General features: G+C 39.9%; 20 protein-coding genes and 1 riboswitch. All 20 genes read right to left on the reverse strand.

The window, feature by feature from the left end; translation table 11 throughout:
• Window positions 1-7: 7 nt before the first annotated feature.
• Window positions 8-598, reverse strand: a complete 591-nt coding sequence (gene yqeK / locus ACYSNO_RS02040) for a bis(5'-nucleosyl)-tetraphosphatase (symmetrical) YqeK (RefSeq protein WP_461729396.1) — start codon at window positions 596-598, stop codon at window positions 8-10.
• Entirely contained in the window at window positions 591-1223 is a 633-nt protein-coding gene (locus ACYSNO_RS02045; RefSeq protein ID WP_461729397.1) for a nicotinate-nucleotide adenylyltransferase, read from the reverse strand. Before ACYSNO_RS02045 ends, yqeK begins: the two co-directional genes overlap by 8 nt.
• 22 nt (window positions 1224-1245) lie before the next feature.
• The gene (yhbY, locus tag ACYSNO_RS02050) at window positions 1246-1557 is read right to left on the reverse strand and encodes a ribosome assembly RNA-binding protein YhbY (RefSeq protein WP_461729398.1); all 312 of its coding nucleotides are present in this window, start codon (window positions 1555-1557) and stop codon (window positions 1246-1248) included.
• A 10-nt stretch (window positions 1558-1567) separates the two neighbouring features.
• Window positions 1568-2677, reverse strand: coding sequence for a ribosome biogenesis GTPase YqeH (gene yqeH, locus ACYSNO_RS02055; protein WP_461729399.1), 1110 nt, complete (start codon window positions 2675-2677; stop codon window positions 1568-1570).
• Window positions 2674-3201, reverse strand: a complete 528-nt coding sequence (locus tag ACYSNO_RS02060; RefSeq protein WP_461729706.1) for a YqeG family HAD IIIA-type phosphatase — start codon at window positions 3199-3201, stop codon at window positions 2674-2676. Before ACYSNO_RS02060 ends, yqeH begins: the two co-directional genes overlap by 4 nt.
• Window positions 3202-3313: 112 nt before the next feature.
• Window positions 3314-4084 (reverse strand): inositol monophosphatase family protein, encoded by a 771-nt coding sequence (locus ACYSNO_RS02065; protein ID WP_461729400.1) that lies wholly within the window; start codon window positions 4082-4084, stop codon window positions 3314-3316.
• Between the two features lie 4 nt (window positions 4085-4088).
• Entirely contained in the window at window positions 4089-4364 is a 276-nt protein-coding gene (locus tag ACYSNO_RS02070) for a UPF0223 family protein (protein ID WP_461729401.1), read from the reverse strand.
• A 302-nt stretch (window positions 4365-4666) separates the two neighbouring features.
• Entirely contained in the window at window positions 4667-5461 is a 795-nt protein-coding gene (locus ACYSNO_RS02075; protein ID WP_461729707.1) for an SPFH domain-containing protein, read from the reverse strand.
• Window positions 5462-5643: 182 nt separating this feature from the next.
• Window positions 5644-7050 carry a dihydrolipoyl dehydrogenase gene (gene lpdA, locus ACYSNO_RS02080; RefSeq protein WP_461729402.1) on the reverse strand — a complete coding sequence of 469 codons (1407 nt, stop codon included), beginning with the start codon at window positions 7048-7050 and terminating at the stop codon, window positions 5644-5646.
• A gap of 7 nt (window positions 7051-7057) precedes the next feature.
• Entirely contained in the window at window positions 7058-8665 is a 1608-nt protein-coding gene (locus ACYSNO_RS02085) for a dihydrolipoyllysine-residue acetyltransferase (RefSeq protein ID WP_461729403.1), read from the reverse strand.
• A gap of 32 nt (window positions 8666-8697) precedes the next feature.
• Entirely contained in the window at window positions 8698-9675 is a 978-nt protein-coding gene (locus ACYSNO_RS02090; protein WP_461729404.1) for an alpha-ketoacid dehydrogenase subunit beta, read from the reverse strand.
• A gap of 3 nt (window positions 9676-9678) precedes the next feature.
• A complete protein-coding gene (pdhA, locus tag ACYSNO_RS02095) occupies window positions 9679-10785 on the reverse strand; it encodes a pyruvate dehydrogenase (acetyl-transferring) E1 component subunit alpha (protein ID WP_461729405.1) in 1107 nt (368 codons plus the stop codon).
• A gap of 458 nt (window positions 10786-11243) precedes the next feature.
• A complete protein-coding gene (gene mgtA / locus ACYSNO_RS02100; protein WP_461729406.1) occupies window positions 11244-13838 on the reverse strand; it encodes a magnesium-translocating P-type ATPase in 2595 nt (864 codons plus the stop codon).
• 185 nt (window positions 13839-14023) lie between these two features.
• Window positions 14024-14196, reverse strand: a riboswitch (M-box (ykoK) riboswitch).
• Window positions 14197-14315: 119 nt separating this feature from the next.
• On the reverse strand, window positions 14316-15446 hold the full coding sequence (wecB, locus tag ACYSNO_RS02105) for a non-hydrolyzing UDP-N-acetylglucosamine 2-epimerase (RefSeq protein ID WP_461729407.1): 1131 nt from the start codon (window positions 15444-15446) through the stop codon (window positions 14316-14318).
• Window positions 15447-15594: 148 nt separating this feature from the next.
• Complete coding sequence (gene guaC, locus ACYSNO_RS02110) at window positions 15595-16572, reverse strand: GMP reductase (RefSeq protein WP_461729708.1); 978 nt, start codon at window positions 16570-16572, stop codon at window positions 15595-15597.
• Between the two features lie 146 nt (window positions 16573-16718).
• A complete protein-coding gene (locus tag ACYSNO_RS02115) occupies window positions 16719-17633 on the reverse strand; it encodes an aldo/keto reductase (protein WP_461729408.1) in 915 nt (304 codons plus the stop codon).
• 162 nt (window positions 17634-17795) lie between these two features.
• The gene (gene purD / locus ACYSNO_RS02120; protein ID WP_461729409.1) at window positions 17796-19052 is read right to left on the reverse strand and encodes a phosphoribosylamine--glycine ligase; all 1257 of its coding nucleotides are present in this window, start codon (window positions 19050-19052) and stop codon (window positions 17796-17798) included.
• A gap of 29 nt (window positions 19053-19081) precedes the next feature.
• The gene (purH, locus tag ACYSNO_RS02125) at window positions 19082-20623 is read right to left on the reverse strand and encodes a bifunctional phosphoribosylaminoimidazolecarboxamide formyltransferase/IMP cyclohydrolase (protein ID WP_461729410.1); all 1542 of its coding nucleotides are present in this window, start codon (window positions 20621-20623) and stop codon (window positions 19082-19084) included.
• Window positions 20617-21198: a phosphoribosylglycinamide formyltransferase gene (gene purN, locus ACYSNO_RS02130; RefSeq protein WP_461729709.1), complete on the reverse strand. Its 582-nt coding sequence runs from the start codon at window positions 21196-21198 to the stop codon at window positions 20617-20619. The genes purH and purN overlap by 7 nt, the downstream gene beginning before the upstream one ends.
• The gene (purM, locus tag ACYSNO_RS02135; protein ID WP_461729411.1) at window positions 21198-22238 is read right to left on the reverse strand and encodes a phosphoribosylformylglycinamidine cyclo-ligase; all 1041 of its coding nucleotides are present in this window, start codon (window positions 22236-22238) and stop codon (window positions 21198-21200) included. The genes purN and purM overlap by 1 nt, the downstream gene beginning before the upstream one ends.
• Between the last annotated feature and the right edge of the window lie 5 nt (window positions 22239-22243).

The following is a 22243-nucleotide window of genomic DNA, read 5'->3' on the forward strand; positions in this document are numbered from 1 at the left end:
TCTCCTCCTATATTTGTTTCGTTACCCAGCGATTATACGTTTCAATCGTTTTCGGGTAAATCGGGTATTTTCTCTCAATCAGATACAATAATGTTTGCTGGGTTTCATAAGCTACCGCTTGGTCAAGATCGACCTCTGCCAAAGTTCTCGCTTTTGCTACACCGGGAAAAGTTCGACCTGGCTCAATGTAATCGGCAACATACAAAATTTTATCGAGGACACTCATTTCTTTGGCACCTGTTGTATGCACGCGTACTGCTTGTAAAATTTCTTCATCCTGAATACCTAATTCATGTTCCACTAGGTACGCGCCTATGATGCCATGCCAAATGGCGTTTCCCCATTGTAATAATGCTGGATCAAAGTTTTTTTCTTCAATGAGAGAACGAAATTCATCGTCACTACGTTCTTTGGCATAATCATGTACGAGTGCCGCGATGCTCGCTTTTTTGACTGAACAACCATATTTCTCGGCAAGTGCAACAGCGGTTTGTTCAACGCCTAACACATGCTTAAAGCGTACCTCACTCATCTGCATTTGGACCTTTTGCATCAGTTGAATTCTGGTTTCTTTTGTATCGTTTGTCCAATCAATCATGCAAATATAACCCCTTTTCTTGAATATAGTGTATCACACTTTCAGGTAAGAAGTAACGAACCGAGCATCCTTGTGCAATTTTTTGACGAATCATCGTTGAGCTAATTTCCGTTGATGGGACGTCGACCCAAATAATCGGGTAATTGGTTTCCTTTGGATAACCCGGACGCTGAATCCCTACAAACTGAACAAGTTGCATCAGTTCGTCTATTCGATGCCACTTAGGCAAGTACTCTACCATGTCACCACCAATAATAAAAAAATAATCGGTATCGGGATTTTGTTCCCTCAAAGCCACCATGGTATCGTAAGTATAACTTGTTCCCTCCCGTTGAATTTCGATATCTGTGATGCCTAAAAGCGGATTGTTCTCAATCGCACGCTCCAGCATCGCCAGACGATGTTCAGCAGCAATTGCCGTTTTTACATCAATATGCGGTGGGATAAAAGAAGGCATGAGTAAAACTTTCTCTAAGCCTAATGCATGTCCGACTTGATCGGCGGCAATCAGATGAGTTAAGTGAACGGGATTGAAAGAACCACCTAAAAGACCAATTTGTTTTCGCTTGCCTAGAATTTTTTTTTCTGTTTGTGCAAAAGACAATGCTTGATATTGATTTTTCATCCCTCCCATTCTCATCCTTTCATTAAATTTTGTTTACTTCAAGTGACAAATTCCGGTATTTATCGGTCATCGATGGTTTATAGACCACCAAAACCTTACCGATTGTTTGGACTACACGACATTTCAAAGCCTCTTCAAGTACTTGAGTGACTTCTTCTGGTGTTTCATCCGTATTTTGTAAGAGACTAATTTTAATGAGTTCTCTCTTTTCTAGCGCCTCACCAATTTGGTGGACCATTGCCTCATTTACGCCGCCTTTTCCTACTTGAAAAATCGGGTTTAAATGGTGCGCTTGACTCCGTAAAAATCTTTTTTGTTTTCCGCTTAATGCCATTATTTTCTCCTTATATTAACGCTTTTCTTTTTAATACAGCGACCCCTTTAGGAGCCCAACCAGCGACTACGCATGGTTTTGCAATTGTAATCCATCCCAAACCAGAAAAAACGATATCGGTTTTTTCTTTAATCGAAAATTCATAACGTACCAATTCCGGAAAGTCTTCGACCTCATTGGGACGTGGCGGCTGTAACAGCCCACCTCGATGTTTTTCATAAAAAGCATCTGCTTTTTCTAATTTTGTCCGATGGATGGCTAAATCATTGGATAAGTACGCTACAAAAGAACTTCTTTCTCCTTGAATAAAATCAAACCTTGCAAGCCCCCCTAAAAATAAGGTTTGTTCGGGGTTCAATTGATAGGTTTTTGGTTTGATTTCTTTATGTGGCGTCACAATTTTCAAATCTTTTTCACCAAGATAGTGAGCCATTTGATGGCGATGAATAATTCCTGGTGTATCAATTAAAGATTGGCCATCATCCAAGGGGATTTCAATTTTATCTAATGTTGTTCCAGGAAAACGAGAAGTCGTGATTAACTCTTGAATTCCAGAAGATTGTTTAATAATTTGATTAATTAACGTGGACTTGCCGACATTGGTCACACCGACAACATAGACATCTTTTCCTTGACGGTGTTTTTCAATCGTATCAAGCAAATGGTGCAGCTCTTGGGGCTTTTTGGCACTCGTTAGCAAAACATCCACGGGACGTAAGCCAACTTCATGTGCACGTTCTCGCATCCACTGAATCATTTTTGGTGCCTTTAAAGACTTTGGTAACACATCGACTTTATTGCCGACAAGTAAGACAGGGTTGTCACCCACAAAACGATGCAAGCCTGGAATTAACGAGCCGTTAAAATCGAAAATATCGACCACGTTGACGATCAATGCTTCTTTTTCTCCAATTTCATTTAAAAGACGAAGAAAATCATCATCGGTCAAAGCAACATCTTGAATTTCATTATAGTGACGCAGACGGAAACATCTTTGACAATAAACCTCGCCGGATTCCAGTCCTTTAGCTAAAGCAGAATCTGGGGTATACCCAATTGCTGTTTTATCTTTCGTTTGAATCGTAACGCCACAACCAATACATTGGATTTTTTCTGTCATTTTAACTCCCCTTGCCATTTCATTTCTGGGTTTTGTTTTTTGAGTTGTTTCATTACTCGTCGTTCGACAAATCGATTGAACTGTGTTTTCCAGCTATCCGTTGGAATGACTGGTTTGACTAGTACACTACGCACTCCTGCGCCATGTGCCGCTCGAATATCTGTCATTAATTGATCGCCGACCATAATGACTTCTCTTTCAGACAGCTTTAATTTTTTTAGTGCTTGATGAATTCCTTTTGGAAAAGGTTTTAGTGCACGAGGAATAAAATCAAGCTCCAATGCTTCCAGCGCTTTTTCTACCCGATCGTGATTATTATTCGATACGACAATTACTGGTATGCCCGCAGTTGCCATTTTCTCTAACCAGAGGCGTAATTCTTCGGTCCCATTTGGATTATTCCAAGCAATCAAAGTATTGTCTAAATCAGCTAAGACGGCTTTGATTCCGTGTTGAGCGAGCTGTTCAGGTGTAATTTGATAGATGGCTTCTAACATCCAAGTTGGCTTGTATTTTAAAAACATATTTTCTCCTTTAATAAAAACAATCAAGAGCTTCCTTCTCACTCTTCAATCCTTGATTATACAACAAACAGCCTCTAAAAAAAAGTTCTAACGATTGTTTTCTTCATTATTCTTATTTTTCTTGGGTCATTGCTAAGATTTGTTGATAGGCAGTCGGTGTGGCAGCTAAAAAAGGGACTCGACCATTTAGATTCAGCGGCGCGCCATCAAGTTGTGACATTTTCATGCCAAAAGTTTGAAGCAAAACACCACCTGCAGCATAATCCCAAGGAGCGAGGTTGGAGATGTACCCTACACGGCGCCCCATGACAAGATGAACCAGCTCTACTCCCGCACAGCCAGACATCCGTACGCCCATCGAATGGTTCGATACCTTCTGGACATTCGCATAATTCTCACGGTACATGGCGGTATTCACTCCCAGCAACCCTGCTTCTAATGGTAAGTCAACTGGCATTTCTACTCGCTCTTCATTAATGTAGACACCAATGCTCGGTCCTCCCCATAAAAATTCGCCTTTCATCACATTATAGACAAAGCCTAAGATGCCTTGACCTTTTTCATAAACCGCCAACATAATACAAAAGTTTTCACCCTCTAAGACAAAATTCATCGTCCCGTCAATTGGATCGATGATATAGACACGACCGGAAAAATCATCCAGCGAATCTCGTCCATTTTCTTCAGCAAGAATCTTCGTGGCCGGATCAAAAGCTTCAATTTCTTTAATTAAAAAATTCTGAATTTCACGATCTAAATTCGTGACTAAATCCATCCGACTCGTCTTCGTTTGAACAACCAGAGCCTTTTCCTGCAAAGCGTATTTGAGCTTTTCTCCCGCTTCTGTCATCCAGCGTTTGACCTCGTTAATTAAAATCTGCATTTTCTCACCCTTTCATCCTTAATGTCATTTTCTCATTATTTTTCGCTGTTTTTACGGCTTGATAAAGGGAATAGCCTGAAATCAGTTCAAAGTCTTTCCCAATTCGTCTTTCTTCACCAATGCTTTTAACAACTGTTTTAAATAACTGATATTTTTTCAAAAATTCTTGATTCGAAATCCCTTGTTCGTAAGCTTGCTCTAAGGCCGACCATAAGTCCATCACCCGAATCATTTCCTCTGTACTCCACTCTATATCTAACGGATAAGCATAATCTTTCATCGTCTACTTCCTTTACAGTTTTTCTTACTTTTAGTTTACCATAGTTTAGAAACAAAAAGAATCAAAGCAAGAACGGACATTTTGAAAATGACCAGCATCTAAAAAAGCTTTTCTAACGATGCAACGTTAGAAAAGCTCCGTTTCTTATTAAAAATCAGACCAGTCTTCGCCTTCTTGTGAAGCGCAGTGATTTTGCTCCTTTTCTTTACTCTTTCTTTGTTGCTTCATTTTACGTAGGAAAATCAATAGATAACCGGCTCCTAGCATTAAGATAAAAAACCGAAGAATAAAAAACAACATGGTTACTCACCATCTTTAATAACGGCATTTGCCCCATTTACAGTAACCCATCCGTGTTCTTTCCGGGCTTGCGCCTCTTCATATTTTATCAAATTTTCTGTCACCGATTCCGCGATTTTTTTATTCGCTGCCGCCTCTGCTTCTGCTTGCTTCGTAATTTCATAAGCTTTTGCATCTGCCTGTGTTTTTTTTGTTTCTGCATCTAGTTTCGCTTTTTCATTTTCTTGTCCCGATAACACGATCGCATCAATTGATTTTTGTGTTTCTTCATCAATTTCTGGTACGCCAACAGTTACATCTTCCACAACGAAGCCTTTTGTTTCAACTGCTTTCGAAAAATTTTCTAATAATTTTGCTTCTGCTTCTGAAGATTTTCCAGATAAAATATCTAGTATGGTGTACTCAGAATAGACTTCGCGAGCCTCTTTTTGCAACTTTGATTTCACCCAACCTTCTTCAATGTCTTCTGAGGTGATGTTGCCAAACTCTTTATACATCGCTGAAGTTTTAGTCGGATCGATTTTATAATCATATTTAATACTGACTGCTGTTTTCTTCCCATCGGATGTCGCAATTGATAAATTTTCTGCTTGAATGGTTTGGAGTCGAATCGGATACTGGGTCACTTTATCTAAACCGACAAACTTAATTCCTTGCCCTAGCGTTTCATCACGAACGCCGCCATTGATTGAATAGCGGACACCTACATACCCATTTTCAATTTTTTCAAAAAATAAGAAGGCTCCTGCTGTCGCAATTATTGCGAACAATATTACAAAGAGACTTGTTTTAACCATGTTATTCTTATCATTCTTGGTCATTCTTCATTTCACTCTTTTCTTCATTCATCAAATTTTATAACTATTATTATGACCTATTTTTTCAATCGTTTCAAGAAATTTTCTTTTATTTTTTTCAATTTACTAAAAAAAAGCTTCCTAATAGCATAAGCTACTAGAAAGCTTTTTAACAGAATATCTTAAGCGTGAATTGGTAAGCCTAAAGCTAATTCTGCTGCATCCATTACGATTTCTCCTAGGGATGGATGTGGATGAATTGTTAAAGCGATGTCTTCTGCGTTCATGCCAGATTCGATTGCTAAAGCCAATTCAGATACCATATCAGAAGCACCAACACCAGCAATTTGCGCGCCAATGATGACATGATCTTCCACTGTTGTAACTAGACGGATGAATCCTTCAGATTTACCTAAAGATAATGCACGTCCATTACCAGCAAACGGGAATTTAACTGCTTTCGCTTCAATTCCTTGTTCTTTTGCTTCTGCAATGGTTAAACCAACGGATGCCAACTCAGGATCTGTAAAGGCTACTGCAGGCATTGCCTTGTAGTCTACCTCAACTTTTTTACCTGAAATAGCTTCTGCAGCAATTTTCGCTTCATAGCTCGCTTTATGTGCTAAAGCAGCTCCTGGTACGATATCACCAATTGCATAGATATTTGCTACATTTGTACGACCTTGTTTGTCAACTGGGACTAATCCGCGTTCGCCGATTTCTACACCAGCTAATTCTAAGCCCATATCATCCGTATTTGGACGACGACCAACTGTTACCATTACATAGTCAGCAGTAATCGTTTCTTGTTTTCCATCCACTTCATAAGTGACTGTTACATCCTCACCGTTATCAACTGCTTCTTTCGCCATTGCTTTCGTCACAATTGTAACGCCTTTTTTCTTGAAGTCATCTTCCACTACTTTTACCATATCTTTTTCATAAGTTGGTAGAATTTGTGGTGAACCTTCTAAGATCGTTACTTCTGAACCTAAGTTTGCATAAGCGCCACCTAATTCAGCTCCGATTACGCCACCACCAATGATGACTAATTTTTTAGGAACTTCTTTTAAGTTTAGTCCACCAGTGGAATCAATTACACGGCCTTTAAATTTAAAACCTGGAATTTCAATTGGACGAGAACCTGTTGCAACAATCGCATTCTTGAATTCATACGTTTGTGCCGCATCTTCAGTGATGACGCGTAATGTTTTATCGTCAACAAAGAAAGCCTCCCCTTCAATGATTTCTACCTTGTTTTTCTTTAGTAAGAAACCAATCCCTGAAGTTAATTTGTTCACTACACCGTTGTCTTTCCACTCTTGTGTTTGTGCAAAGTCCAAGGTCACATCTTTTGCTGTGACACCAAACATTTGAGAGTTTAATGACTCTTGGTAATGGTGACCTGCAGCAATTAACGCTTTCGAAGGGATACATCCAACGTTTAAACAAACGCCTCCGATGTATTCTCTTTCAATAATTGCTACTTTTTGGCCCATTTGAGCGGCACGGATGGCAGCTACATAGCCACCAGGTCCCGAACCGATTACAACTGTATCTAATTCTAAAGCGAAATCTCCAACTACCATGTGTTTATCATCCTTCCATTAATAATAACTCTGGATCTGCTAACAGACGTTTAATATTGTTCATTGCTAATTGAGCAGTTGCTCCATCAACAATACGGTGGTCAAAGCTTAATGATAATTTCATTACGCGACCCACAACAATTTCGCCTTCTGCATTCACAACCGGTTGTTGAGCGATTGTTCCAACACCTAAGATTGCTACTTCTGGGTAGTTAATGATTGGCGTGAAGAATGCTCCACCTACAGAACCAATGTTACTGATTGTAACTGTACCATTACGCATATCTTCTGCAGCTAATTTTCCTTCGTGCGCTAATGCTGCTTTTCCATTAATTTCATCTGCAATAGCAAACAATCCTTTACGGTCAGCATCTTTTACGTTAGGTACATATAATCCATGTGCAGTATCTGTTGCAATACCGATATTGTAGTAGTTTTTGTAAACCACTTCTTGTGTTGCATCGTCAATTGAAGCGTTCATAACTGGGAATTTCTTCATTGTTGCTGTTAATGCTTTTACAACATATGGTAAGAAAGTTAACTTCGTATCTTGTGCTGCAGCAACGTCTTTAAATTTCTTACGTTGATCCCATAAGTTTGAAACTTCCACTTCGTCATGTAAGGTCACGTGAGGTGCTGTATGTTTGCTGTTCACCATCGCTTTAGAAATGGCTTTACGCATTGGTGTTAATTTCTCACGCGTTTCCATTTCAACTAAGTTTGATTGGAATGGTTGTGGCGCTGCTTTCGGTGCGGCAGTTTCCGTTGTTGCTTTCGGAGCTGCTGCTTCAACTGCTACAGGCGCACTTGCTTCAACTGCACCACCAGCTAAGAATGTTTGAATATCTTCTTTTGTGACACGGCCGCCTTTACCAGTTGGCGTCACTAAAGTAATATCCACATCATTTGTACGCGCAAATTGACGTACAGATGGCATTGCTAAAACATTTTTACTTGGTTTACCTGATGCTACAGCTGGTGTTGCTGGAGCTGCTGGTGTTGCTGCTGCTACTGGAGCTGCTGCTTCTGCAACAACTGAAGTTGCATTGTTATGGCCAGGTGCATCAATTTCAATTAATACATCACCAACATTTGCAACAACGCCTTCTGCGACAACAATATTTGTTACAGTACCAGTAACTGGAGATGGAATCTCTTCAACGGATTTGTCATTTTGAACTTCTAGAATCGTATCATCTTCTTTAACCGTATCGCCAACACTTACGAACCATTTTACGATTTCACCTTCTGCAATTCCTTCACCAATGTCTGGTAATTTGAATTGGAATACGCCTGCACTTGCTGCAGCCGGCGCAGCAGCAACTTCTGCTGGAGCAGGGGTTGCTTCAACTGCTGGTGCATCATTGTCTTCATGGCCAGGTGCATCGATTTCAATCAACACATCGCCCACGTTTGCGACCACACCTTCTGCAACAACAATATTTGTTACTTTCCCAGTTACCGGAGACGGAATCTCTTCAACGGATTTATCATTTTGAATTTCTAATAGTGTATCATCTTCATTGATTGTATCGCCAACGCTTACGAACCATTTTACGATTTCGCCTTCTGCGATTCCTTCACCAATGTCTGGTAGTCTAAATTGAAATGCCATGTTTGCTATCTCCCTTTCTCGTCATCGCTATCTTAGAAGTTTGCGATTTCTCTTACTTTATCTTCAATATCTTTTGCATTCGGTAACCATGCACTTTCTGCTTGTCCGAATGGGAATACTGTATCCGGAGCAGAAACACGACCGATTGGAGCTTCTAAAGAAAGAATTGAGCGTTCTGCGATTTCAGCAGCTACTTGTGCGCCAACACCTGCTTGTTTTTGAGCTTCTTGAACAACAACGACGCGACCTGTTTTTTCAACAGATGCAATAATTGTTTCTAAGTCTAAAGGTGCTACCGTACGTAAGTCGATGATTTCAACATCAATGTTTTCTTTTTCTAAAACTTCTGCTGCCTTGATTGCTTCACGAACCATTGCACCATAAGTGATAATTGAAACATCTTTTCCTTCACGAGTGATACCTGCTTTATCTAATGGCACTTCATATGCTTCTTCTGGCACTTCCTCACGGAAAGAACGATAAAGTTTCATATGCTCTAAGAAAACAACAGGATCGTTACTTCTAATTGAAGCAATCAATAACCCTTTTGCGTCATATGGATTTGATGGAATAACGACACGGATACCTGGTGATTGCGCAATTAAACCTTCTAAGTTATCTGAGTGTAGTTCTGGTGTATGTACGCCACCACCAAATGGTGAACGAATTGTAATTGGTAATTGACGCGTACCACCCATACGGTAACGAGTACGAGCCATTTGAGCAACCACTTCATCCATTGCTTCAAAAACAAAACCAAAGAATTGTAATTCTGGAACAGGACGGAAACCTTCTAAAGCTAATCCAAATGCTAAACCAGCAATTCCTGATTCTGCTAAAGGCGTATCAAATACACGGTCTTCACCGAATTTTTCTTGCAGGCCTTCTGTTGCACGGAATACCCCTCCGTTTTTACCAACGTCTTCACCGAACATTACTACGTTTTCATCAGCAGCTAACTCACAAGCAAGTGCATCTGTGATTGCTTGAATCATTGTTTTTTGTGCCATTGTTTATTTCGACTCCTTCGCTTCAAATATTTCAATTTGCTCTTTAATGTTTTGTGGTTGAACTTCGAACATTGATTTTAAGAAATCAGAAACTTTTTGTTTTGGTTGCTTGTCTGCTTCTGCAATTGCTTCTTTGATTTCTTCTTTTGTTTGTTCGATAATTTCGTTTTCTTTTTCTTCACTCCATAAACCTTTTGCTTCTAGATAGTTACGGAAACGAATTAAAGGATCTTTTGCTACCCACTCATCGTCCATTTCTTTTGAACGGTAACGGGTTGGATCATCACCTGATAAAGTATGTGCACCATAACGGTAAGTCATCGCTTCAATTAAGACTGGACCGTTACCAGCAACAGACCACTCACGAGCCATTTTAGTTACAGTATACATTGCTAATGGATCCATTCCATCAACTTGGATACCAGGAATTCCAGCAGCAACTGCTTTTTGCGCTAAAGTAACAGCTGCAGATTGTTTTTCGCGAGGTGTTGAAATCGCAAAACCATTATTTTGAATGAAGAAAACGGCATTTGCTTTGTAAGCACCCGCGAAGTTAATTCCTTCATAGAAATCTCCTTGAGAAGAACCACCGTCACCTGTATAAGTAAATGCAACGTTTGGTTTGTTACGCATTTTCAAGCCTAATGCTACTCCAGCTGCTTGAACGTATTGTGCTCCAATAATAATTTGTGGAGGTAATGCTTTTAAATCCTCTTCATAGTAGTTACCTGCTGCATGTCCACGAGACCATAGGAATGCTTGTGATAATGGTAAACCGTGTTTAATTAATTGTGGTACATCACGGTAACCTGGTAATAATACGTCGTCTTTTTCAAAAGCAAAATGACTTGCTAATTGACTTGCTTCTTGTCCAGCAGTTGGAGCGAAGAATCCTAGACGGCCTTGACGATTTAATGCAGTTGAACGTTGGTCCAACACGCGAGACCACACCATACGAGTCATTAACTCTACTAATTCATCATCTGATAGATCTGGTACTAACGCTTCGTTTACTACTTTCCCATCTTTGTCTAATGCTTGATACATCGGGAAATCCGAATGTGCCTTGTCAAGTAACGCTTGGAAGTCAATTGTTTTATTCTTTGCCATCTTGTCACACTTTCCTCTCTTAAATAAGTTCTTTCTATTTGTTAAATTGCAACAGCAGTCTTTTTCTGTACCACTGTTATTATCAATTACACTAATAAATTATCACTTTTAAGAAAAAAAGACAAGTAATAAGTTTCAAAGAAATCCTTTTGGTATCATGAAAAGACGTATTCTGAAAAGATTCATTCGTGAACAACGTCACAACGTTACTTGTGTTTCTTTTTCTGAATTTAAAATAATACAGTAAAAACGCTTGTATCAAAAGGGAACCTTTGATGTTCTATTCTTTTTCATCAAATTTTTAAATGTGAAGCGAAACACATTAAAAGGCAATTCGCTCTTTTTGATTCTCTTTATAAGACAGAATAAGAAAAAAAAGAAACAGTTCTTCTTTGATTTCCCAAAGAAGCTGTTTCTTTTTTTCATTTTATTCCCTTTTTTCTCATGACTGTCTCATTTTATAACCATTCTTTCGTAAAATGAATGTAAATTCGTTTGGACAGCTCTAACGTGATTAAGTACGCAATCACAATTCCAACAAACCAAACCCAATAAGTCATTGGCAAGGCAGCAAAATCAAACAATTGACGTAAGGGGGTTAGGATAATCGCAAAAGCAGCACCCACCGCAGCTAAACTAGATAGTATAACAGGGAACGAAGCGACACTTTGGATAAAAGGCATTTTCTTTGTACGTACTACATGAACAACTAAAACCTGTGTTACTAAACCAATCATAAACCAACCCGCTTGGAAGAATGATTGCTCGGCTACGGTGTTCGCTGAAAAGACATTCCACAAAATAACAAAGGCCAAGATATCAAAGATACTACTTACCGGTCCTATATAAAGTGTAAACTTGAGTAAGCCGCCGATTTGCCATTTAACAGGTGTTGCTAACTCCTCTTCGTCAACATTATCCCAAGGAATCGTTAATTGTGCAATCCCGTAGATGAGGTTTTGTACGAGCAATTGAATCGATAGCATCGGTAGGAATGGTAAAAAGGCACTCGCCGCTAAAATAGAGAAAACATTCCCGAAGTTTGAACTAATCGTGATTTTAATATACTTCATGATGTTACTAAAAACGCGCCGTCCTTCAACCACTCCATGATCTAATACATCTAAACTTTTTTCTAATAGGATAATTGAACTGGCATCCTTTGTGATATCGGCTGCCGTATCAACTGAAATCCCAACATCTGCCATGCGTAGTGCAGGCGCATCATTAATTCCATCACCCATAAAACCAACTGTATGTCCTTTGCTTTGAATGGCTTCAATGATCCGTGATTTTTGCATAGGATGCAACTTCGCAAATAAATTCACTTCTTCTGCAGCTAAAGCTAACTCTTCCATAGACATGGCATCCACATCGGTTCCTAATAGGAAACGTTCTGCATCAATGCCAACATCGCTACAAACTTTTTGCGCAACAATTTCATTATCTCCGGTTAAGACTTTCACGTTCACGCCATGACCTTGTAAGGATTTAATCGCCGTACCTGCACTTTTTTTCGCCGGATCTAAAAAGCCCATGAAACCAACAATGGTCATTTCTTTTTCATCCGCAACAGAATAAATTGCATCACTGTGCGCATCTTGACGCGTGGCAACCGTCAGCACCCGCATTCCCTGCTCATTTAATCGACGGTTGACGCGACGCATTTGATCGCGTAGTTCATCCGTAATGACCATAACTTCTCCATCAATTTTCACATGTGAACAGACCTCTTCCATCTCTTCTACGGCACCTTTCGTAATCATTAATTGGTGTCCGTCGGCTTCTACCACTACCGTTAAACGGCGACGAGAAAAATCAAATGGAATTTCATCAATTTTTTCAATTTTTTGATAAGGCAATTGAACATTATTTTCTTCAAAATAATTAATTACAGCGATGTCCATCAAGTTTTTCCAACCCGTTTGATACGAAGAATTTAAATAAGCAACATTTAAAACTTCTTCATTATCTTCTCCCAAGGGGTTCAAATGTTGCACTAAAACCACTCGGTCTTCGGTAATCGTTCCTGTCTTATCCGTACATAAAACATCCATACTTCCTAAGTTTTGAATGGAGGGCAATTCCTTTACAATCACCTTTTCGCGTGACAGCGATAAGGCACCTTTGGCTAAATTACTCGTTACAATCATTGGCAACATTTCAGGAGTTAACCCTACTGCAACAGCAATCGCAAAGAAAAAGGCTGCGCTCCAATCTCCTTTGGTTAGCCCATTTAATAAAAAGACAATTGGGAACAGTACCAGAACCATCCGCAACAGTAACTTGCTGACACGAATCAAGCCATCATCGAAGGTTGTCCGCCCACGTTTTTTCGTTGCATTTTTAGCAATATCACCAAAGAAAGTATTTTGACCGGTTTTTAAAATAATTGCTTTCCCTTGACCGCTTAAAACATCGGTCCCCATAAAAACTAAATCTTGCATGTCTAAAGCAGAAATTTCTTGATTATTTTTTTCAATCCCTGCTTCTGTAAATTTCTCTACTGGCATAGATTCGCCCGTGAGTGAAGATTGATTGACGAATAAATCATTCGTCCAAATTAAGACCGCATCGGCTGGAATCATATCACCCGTTGCTAAATTGACAATATCACCAGGGACCACTTCGTCCATTGGTATTTCTTTCAATTCATTATTTCGAATCACGCCACATGTATTTTCAATTAACTCTTTTAAAGCTTCACTTGCTTTTTGTGAACGGTAATTTTGTACAAACGTAATACTAACGCTCGCAAAAATCATCACCGCCATAACAATTGCCGCTTCATAGTCTTTCACCAAATAGGAAACAATCATTAGCCCGGATAAAACTAGGACAAAGGCATCTTTAAATGCCGAGAGAAAAATCAACCATGCAGGTGTTGGTTTTTCTGCATTAATTTTATTTGGACCATATTCCTCTAGCCGCTCTTTTGCATCCTCTTCAGATAGCCCTTGAGGAGACGAGCGTAACTCCATGTACAATTCACGCTCCGATAGCAGCGCCAATTTCTTTAATTCTTGTTCTTTTAATTCTGGTTTCTTCAACATCCGATAGACCTCCTACTTTTTTCGTTAGGATTCTCGTTTAGGTCCTCCTAACAGTTGAATCATTTGATCCTTTTTCTGTGAATTGGGACTGGGACTTGGATTGTCCATTTCATCGACCGCCTTTCTTGTTTCTGGTGAGACGAAAAAAAACGCACACTCAAACAATGAGTATGCGTTTATCACGGCAACATAGTCATCGTTGAGCTTTAGCACTATAAAGCGTAGACAAGCAGTATTGCTTATCAGCTGCATTATGAATGACCTTCGCGACCATCCCTGTTAACCAACTAAGAATCTCTCGATACTTTCGCGGCAGCAGCTTGTTTCTTTATAGGAGCCTCACCTAACAATTATTTACTTCACTTATCACTATAACGATGATTTCATTGCTTGTCAAATGACTAAAGAGAAGAAATGTCGTTTTCTTCGCGACACTCCTCTTTTTTCGAACATCATCTTTGGTAAAAAACCGTTCAACTACTTGTTTGATTGCGATTCCACTGCGCCTGAATGATAAAAATCAGCAATTATCCTCAAAATCCGTTGGCTGGCTTGACCATCACCATACGGATTTTTCGCCTGGGCCATTTTTTCATATGCAGCGCGATTACAAATAAACTCTTTGGTTTCTTGATACACCACCTCTTCGGATGTTCCAACTAATTTAAGCGTCCCTGCATCAATCCCCTCTGGTCGCTCCGTTGTTTCCCTTAAAACCAAGACAGGAACGCCTAAAGAAGGGGCTTCTTCTTGAACCCCACCTGAATCACTTAAAATCAAATAGCTTCGTGCAAGTAAATTGTGAAAATCAACCACATCCAATGGTTCGATTAATTGAACGTTTGTCAAATGTCCCAGTTCCACTTTTGCCAATTGGCGAACTTTAGGATTTTTATGCATCGGGAAAATGATGGTGTAATCAGGAAACTCCAAGGCAATGCGCTTAACCGCTTTAAAGACAGATTGCATAGGTGCCCCCAAATTTTCGCGACGATGCATCGTTAAGACAATATTCTTTTTACCAGCCAAATCAAATAAATTGGAAGTATAAGAACTTTTCACCGTATATTGCATTGCATCAACAGCTGTATTCCCTGTAATGAAAATCTTGTCAGCAGGCTGATTTTCTTGTAATAAATTCGCTCGACTTTTTTGTGTCGGCGCAAAATAAAAATCCGCCAGACAGTCAACCATTTGACGATTGGCTTCTTCCGGGAAGGGATTATTTTTATTCCATGTCCGTAAACCTGCTTCTACATGTCCGATTTTGATTTGTTGATAAAATGCAGCCAGGCTCGCAGCAAAGGTTGTCGTTGTATCGCCATGTACAAGCAGTAAATCAGGCTGTTCTTCTTGTAAAATTGGTTCTAAGGCAACAAGCACCTTCGTTGTAATCTCTGTTAAGGTCTGGTTCTCCGACATCACCGCTAGATCGTAGTCTGGTTGAATTGCAAAAATAGCCAATACTTGATCGAGCATTTCGCGATGCTGTCCTGTGACAACTACTTTTGACTCAAACCGAGAATCAGCTTCGAGAGCTTTGATTAACGGGGCCATTTTGATTGCTTCTGGTCGTGTACCAAATACAGAAAACACTTTAATTGCCATTTCTATCCTCACTCCTTTAGTCTTCTTCTATTTTATTATAACAAAGTTTGTTTGATCCTACAGGAAAAATAGACGGAACCCTTCCTACATCGCTTTATGAAAAAATAGGAGCTATGACTAGCGTCACACCTCCTACTCTTTTTTTGATTTAAATCGTATCACCATTAAAGATTGAGTTTTTCACAATCACGTAATCCACTTTGCGGATTGCTTCTAAATCTTTTCCTCCCGCATAGGAAATGGATGATTGTAAATCTTGTTGCATTTCAACTAACGTATCTTCTAAAGAACCTTTGTGTTTTACCCAAATTTTCTTACCTTCGACGTTTTTCTTTTCACCTTTTTGAAATTCAGATGCTGAACCAAAGTATTCTTTCATCACAACGCCATCTTGCACAATGGTTTCACCTGGAGACTCATCATGTCCTGCAAACAAGGAACCAATCATAACCATGGACGCTCCAAAACGAACTGATTTCGCGATGTCGCCATGCGTACGAATGCCACCATCTGCAATAATTGGTTTACGAGCTGCTTTTGCACACCAACGTAACGCCGCTAATTGCCAACCACCTGTACCAAAACCTGTTTTTAATTTTGTAATACAAACTTTTCCTGGACCAATCCCAACTTTCGTTGCATCTGCTCCAGCATTTTCTAATTCACGAACTGCTTCTGGTGTTCCAACGTTTCCAGCAATGACAAAAGTTTGAGGAATAATTTTTTTAATGTGTTGAATCATATTAATCACGGCTGTCGAATGCCCGTGAGCGATATCAATTGTAATATAATCAGGAACAACATTTTCTGATGCTAATTTCTCGACAAAAGCATATTCATATTCTTTTACTCCAACACTAATGGAAGCAATTAGGCCTTTTTCGCGCATTTTTTTGATAAAAGGAATTCTTCCTTCTTCATCAAAACGGTGCATTATATAGAAATAGCCTTTTTCTGCTAGGAACTCAGCAATTGACTCATCGACAATCGTTTGCATATTTGCGGGAACAACAGGCATTTTAAAAGTGTGATTCCCCAATTTTACTGTTGTGTCACACTCCGAACGACTACTCACAATACACTTATTTGGAACTAACTGAATATCCTCATAATCAAAGACTTGCATATCAAACATCGAAAACATCCTCTCAAATTTTCTTAACTTAAAAATGATTGGGCTTTTGTTGACGCCCTAGATACTTTAGCCGATATTTTCAGAAAATGCAAGAAGATTACCCTTTCTTTCAAATGAGCACCTTCGATTGTTCGTGTTTAAGGCAAAACATTCCCTGCCGCCAAATAAATAGCATACCAATCTCTTCGTGATAACTGGATTTCAGAAGCTTGGGCAATTTCTTGAATTCGTTGTAGATTCATTGTACCAATAATCACTTGCATATTCGCTGGGTGTCTTAGAATCCAAGCCGAAGCAATCCCTGTTGGCGTCGTTCCATATTTTTCCGCCATTTCACGCAAGGTTTGATTAAGTTCCGGAAATTTCTCGTGACCAATAAAAACCCCTTCAAAAAATCCGTATTGATAAGGTGACCACGCTTGAATCGTCATGTCATTGATTCGAGAATATTCTAAAATTTCCCCATCTCGATCAACCGCAGCCGCATCGCTCATATTTACATGAAACCCTTGATCAATCATTTCTGTATGTTTTATCCCGAATTGCAATTGGTTGGCCACAAGTGGTTGGCGGACATATTTTTTTAATAATTCAATTTGACCTGGTTTTTGGTTACTAACGCCAAAATATTTCACTTTTCCTTGAGCTTCTAATAAATCAAAAGCTTCCGCCACTTCTTCAGGCTCAAAAAGAGTATCTGGTCGATGCAGCAACAAGGCATCGAGCTGTTCAATTTGCAGACGCTTTAAACTTCCTTCTACCGCGTCCATAATATGCTCTTTTGAAAAATCAAACATTTCACCAGGGACAATGCCACATTTTGATTGAATAAATAACTCTTCCCGCTTCAAAGAACTGTCTTTTAAAGCTTTCCCAAAGATTGACTCACATTCTCCTGCTCCATAAATATCTGCATGATCAAAGAAAGTGACCCCTTCTTCGACCGCTGTTTCTAAGACTTTCACAGGACTATCTGTTGAAAGAATTCGCATACATCCTAAGATAATCGATGGTACGTTCCTTTCGGTTTGACCAAATTTTACTTGTTTCATTTATATCCTCCTTCTTTCAAGTAGCTCTTTTAAAACACTCGAATGATTTCCTAAAAAACCACATACTTATTTTACCACAGATGACTGAAAACGCGACAATTTCACAAATAAAAAAACACAAATGACACCCCATAACAAGCAAGGATCATTTGCGTTTTTCTTTTAAGTCAATGCTTTATGCCCAATATCTTGACGATAAAACAATTCTTTGGTTTCCAATTTTTCTAACGCGCGGTAAACTTTTTCTTGCGCTTTTGCTATCGTCGCTGCATGACCTTCAACTAACAACACACGGCCACCATTTGAAACAAGTGTCCCCTCATTTTCTGCTACCCCCGCATAAAAGACTGCTGTGTTTTCATCTTCTAAATTTGGTACAAACACACCTTTTGTCTCATTTGCTACAGGATAACCTGAGGCAGCAACGACTACTCCGACGGATGCTTGATTGTTCCATTCGATTTTTGGTGTTCGATGGGCAATTAAATCGGAAATAATATCTGCTAAACTACTATTTAAACGAGCTAAAACGACTTGTGTTTCCGGATCGCCAAAGCGCGCATTGAATTCAATGACTTTTGGTCCGTCTGTCGTAGCGATTAATCCCGCATACAAAATGCCATGATACGGCGTCCCACGCAGAATCATTCCTTGGACTGTCGGATACAAAACCTCTTTCACTGCTTGTTCGACCATCGATTCAGGAATTTGTGGGACCGGAGTATAAGCACCCATCCCACCGGTGTTCGGCCCTTGATCACCATCGTAAGCCCGCTTATGATCTTGAGCAATTACCATCGGATAGACGCAATCACCATCAACAAAGGCTAACAAAGAAAATTCTTCCCCTACTAGAAACTCTTCAATTACCACACGGGCACTACTTTCACCAAACTTTTGCTCTTCAAGCATTTCACGCAAAGCGGCTATCGCTTCATCAACCGTTTCAGCGACAACGACCCCTTTACCTGCTGCCAATCCATCTGCTTTAATCACAATAGGTGCACCTTGGGATAAAACATAGGTTTTGGCTGCTTCAAAATCAGAAAAAGTTTCATAGGCAGCTGTCGGAATTCCCATTTCTGTCATTAATTCCTTTGCAAACTCTTTTGAACCTTCAATGAAAGCAGCGGCTTGATTCGGACCATATATTTTAAGACCTGCTGCTTGAAAGTCATCTACAATTCCATTTAACAAGGGAACTTCCGGTCCAACAAAGGTCCAAGCAATCCCCTTATCTTTTGCAAATTGAATCAACGACGGATGATCGTCTTCCGCAATATCAACAATCTCGATTCCATCACGCTTCATACCAGGATTTCCTTTGGCACAATAGACCGTTGTTACTTTGTCGTCTTCTAAAAGCTTCTTCGATAAAGCATGTTCACGACCCCCACTACCAATGATTAATAGTTTCATCTCAATCTCCCTTATCTTTTAAAAGTCTTTTAATGTTTAAAATGACGAACATCAGTAAAGATCATTGCAACTCCATATTGATCAGCCAGATCAATGGATTCTTGGTCTTTAATGCTTCCACCAGGTTGGATAATGGCTTTAATGCCGTTTTTCGCTGCGTATTCCACACTATCCCCCATTGGGAAGAATGCGTCACTTGCTAAAACGGCTCCTGTTAGCCTTCCATTAGCCCTTGCTTGTTCAATCGCAAGTTTCACCGAGCCCACCCGATTCATCTGTCCAGCACCAATACCAACCGTTCCTGCTTCATTAGCTAATAAAATTGCATTTGATTTTACGTGTTTGACGGCTTTCCAAGCAAAATCTAGCATTTCAACTTCCGCTTGTGACGGTTGACGTTTGGTCACAACTTTCCAATCCGCTGGTACTTCTGCTAAATGATCCGGACTTTGGACTAGTAAGCCTCCCAAAACAGAAACCACTTCTTTTTTAAAACGAGCTGGCGTCTCAAAATCTAACGTCATCAAGCGTAAGTTTTTCTTTTTCGCAAGTTCGGTAAAAGCTTCCTCTTCAAAAGCCGGTGCAATAATCATTTCTAAGAATAATTTTTTCATTTCATTTGCTGTCGCTAAATCAATCGGACGGTTCACCACGACAATTCCACCAAAAATAGAAACAGGATCTGCCTCATAAGCGTTCATGTATGCCTCATAAGCCGTCGCTCCTGTCCCAATTCCACAAGGGTTCATATGCTTCACAGCCACTGCAACAGGTTTCGCGTATTCTTTGGCAATCCGAATTGCGGCATCTGCATCACGAATATTATTATAGGAAAGTTCTTTTCCATGTAGTTGTTTTGCTTGGGCAATCGAAAAGGAAATCGGTAGCGCATCTTGATAAAACGCGGCTGCTTGATGGCCATTTTCTCCGTATCGAAGCGATTGCTTTAAATCATAAGTCAGTGTTAATTTTTCAGGTTCTTCCTCACCAACCAAATCGGTTAAATAGCTCGCAATTAAGGCATCATAGGCTGCAGTATGACGGAAGACTTTTGCAGCTAGGCGCTGACGAGTGGCAAAAGTTGTTTCATTTTTTGCTTTTAATTCCCCAAGAATAAGGGGATAGTCAGCTGGATCAACCACAACAGTGACAAATTGATGGTTTTTAGCTGCAGAGCGTAACATGCTTGGTCCGCCAATATCAATATTTTCTATCGCTTCGGCTGCGGTGACGTCTGATCGAGCAATCGTTTCTTTAAATGGATACAAATTCACAACAACCAAATCAATCGGATGTATTTGATGATCCACCATCGCTTGCGCATGACTGTCTAAATCCCGACGTCCGAGTAAGCCTCCATGAATTTTTGGATGGAGTGTTTTGACACGACCGTCCATCATTTCAGGAAATCCCGTCACTTCTTCAATCCCAATTGTTGCGATTCCAGCTTCATCTAGAGCAGTTTTTGTTCCACCCGTTGAAAGAATCTCAAAACCTAAACCGACTAATTCTGTTGCTAAGTCTACAATACCCGCTTTGTCAGAAACACTAATTAATGCTCTTTTTAACATGTCAATGAAACTCCTTTTTGCGTAATTTCGGCTAATACTTTTGGATACCACTCATGTTCCAATTGATGAATTTTTTCCTCTATACTCTCCAACGAATCCGAAGGTAAGATCTCCGTCGTTGCTTGTGCGATAATCGGCCCTGTGTCAACTCCTTCATCGATGTAATGAATCGTAATGCCGGTCACTTTCACCCCATACTCAAAGGCGTCTCGAATCCCATGCAACCCAGGGAAACTTGGAAGTAATGAAGGGTGAAGATTAATGATTTTATTGGGATACGCTTGTAATAAGGTATCACCAACAATCCGCATATAACCTGCCATAACCACTAAATCGACCCGATGTTTTTCTAAGGCTTCTTTGATTTTTTCTTCATATGCAATTTTCGAATCAAACTCTTTGGGTGAAAAAGAAAGGCATGGGATGCCATGCCTTTTTCCTCGTTCAAGGACATAAGCATCTTTTTTATCACAAAAAAGAAGCGCCACTTCTCCTTGAATCTCCCCATTTTTCACACCTTGCACAATCGCCTCAAAATTACTTCCGTTTCCTGAAGCGAAAATAGCCATCCTCATCATTTCGCTTCAATCCATTCAATTTCTGTTTTTTCTTTCGTTTTAACTGACCCAATCACAAAAGAAGTTTCTCCTAAATCAGTGATCATCTTTTGAACGGTAGCTACCTTATCTGGAGCGACTGCTAGAACCATCCCGATACCCATGTTAAAGATTTCATACATCTCCATCGTTGGAATTTGACCGTATGTTTCTAAATCTTTAAAAATCGGAAGCACAGGCCACGAGCCTTGTTGAACCACTACTGCGAATTCATCAGAAAGCATACGAGGCAAGTTTTCGACAAAACCACCTCCTGTAATATGCGCCATTCCATTGACCAATCCCGCTTTGACTAACGGCAAAATTTCTTTTACATAGATTTTCGTTGGCGTTAACAATTCTTCTCGTAAGGTTTTTTGACTCGCTTTTAACCTGTCCGTCCCTTTTAATCCATGTTTTTCAAAAAAAATTTTACGTACTAGAGAATAACCATTTGAATGAATGCCTGAAGACGGCAAACCAATTAACACATCCCCGGCAGCTATTTTTTCGCCGGTGACAAGCTGGCTTTTTTCAGCAATCCCAACAGCAAAACCTGCCAAGTCATAGTCGTCTGCACCATACATTCCGGGCATTTCTGCTGTTTCGCCACCGATTAAAGCGGCTCCTGCTTGTAAACACCCTTCTGCAACCCCCGCAACCACGGCCTCTAATCGCTCAGGATGATTTTTCCCCGTGGCAATATAGTCTAGAAAATAAAGCGGTTCTGCTCCTTGGGCGATAATATCATTCACACACATCGCCACGCAATCGATTCCGATGGTTGCGTGTTGATTTTCTTGAATTGCCACCATTAATTTTGTTCCGACGCCATCTGTTCCAGAAACTAATACTGGTTCTTTTACGTCTAACAAACTAAGGTCAAAACAGCCACCAAAACCACCTAAAGCTCCCATCACACCTAAACGTTCTGTTTTTTTGACGTGTTTTTTTATGCGTTCCACAACTTCATATCCTGCTTCGACGTCAACACCCGCTTGGGCATATGCATTTGGCACTTGTC

The sequence above is a fragment of the Enterococcus sp. LJL98 genome, from assembly GCF_054871745.1.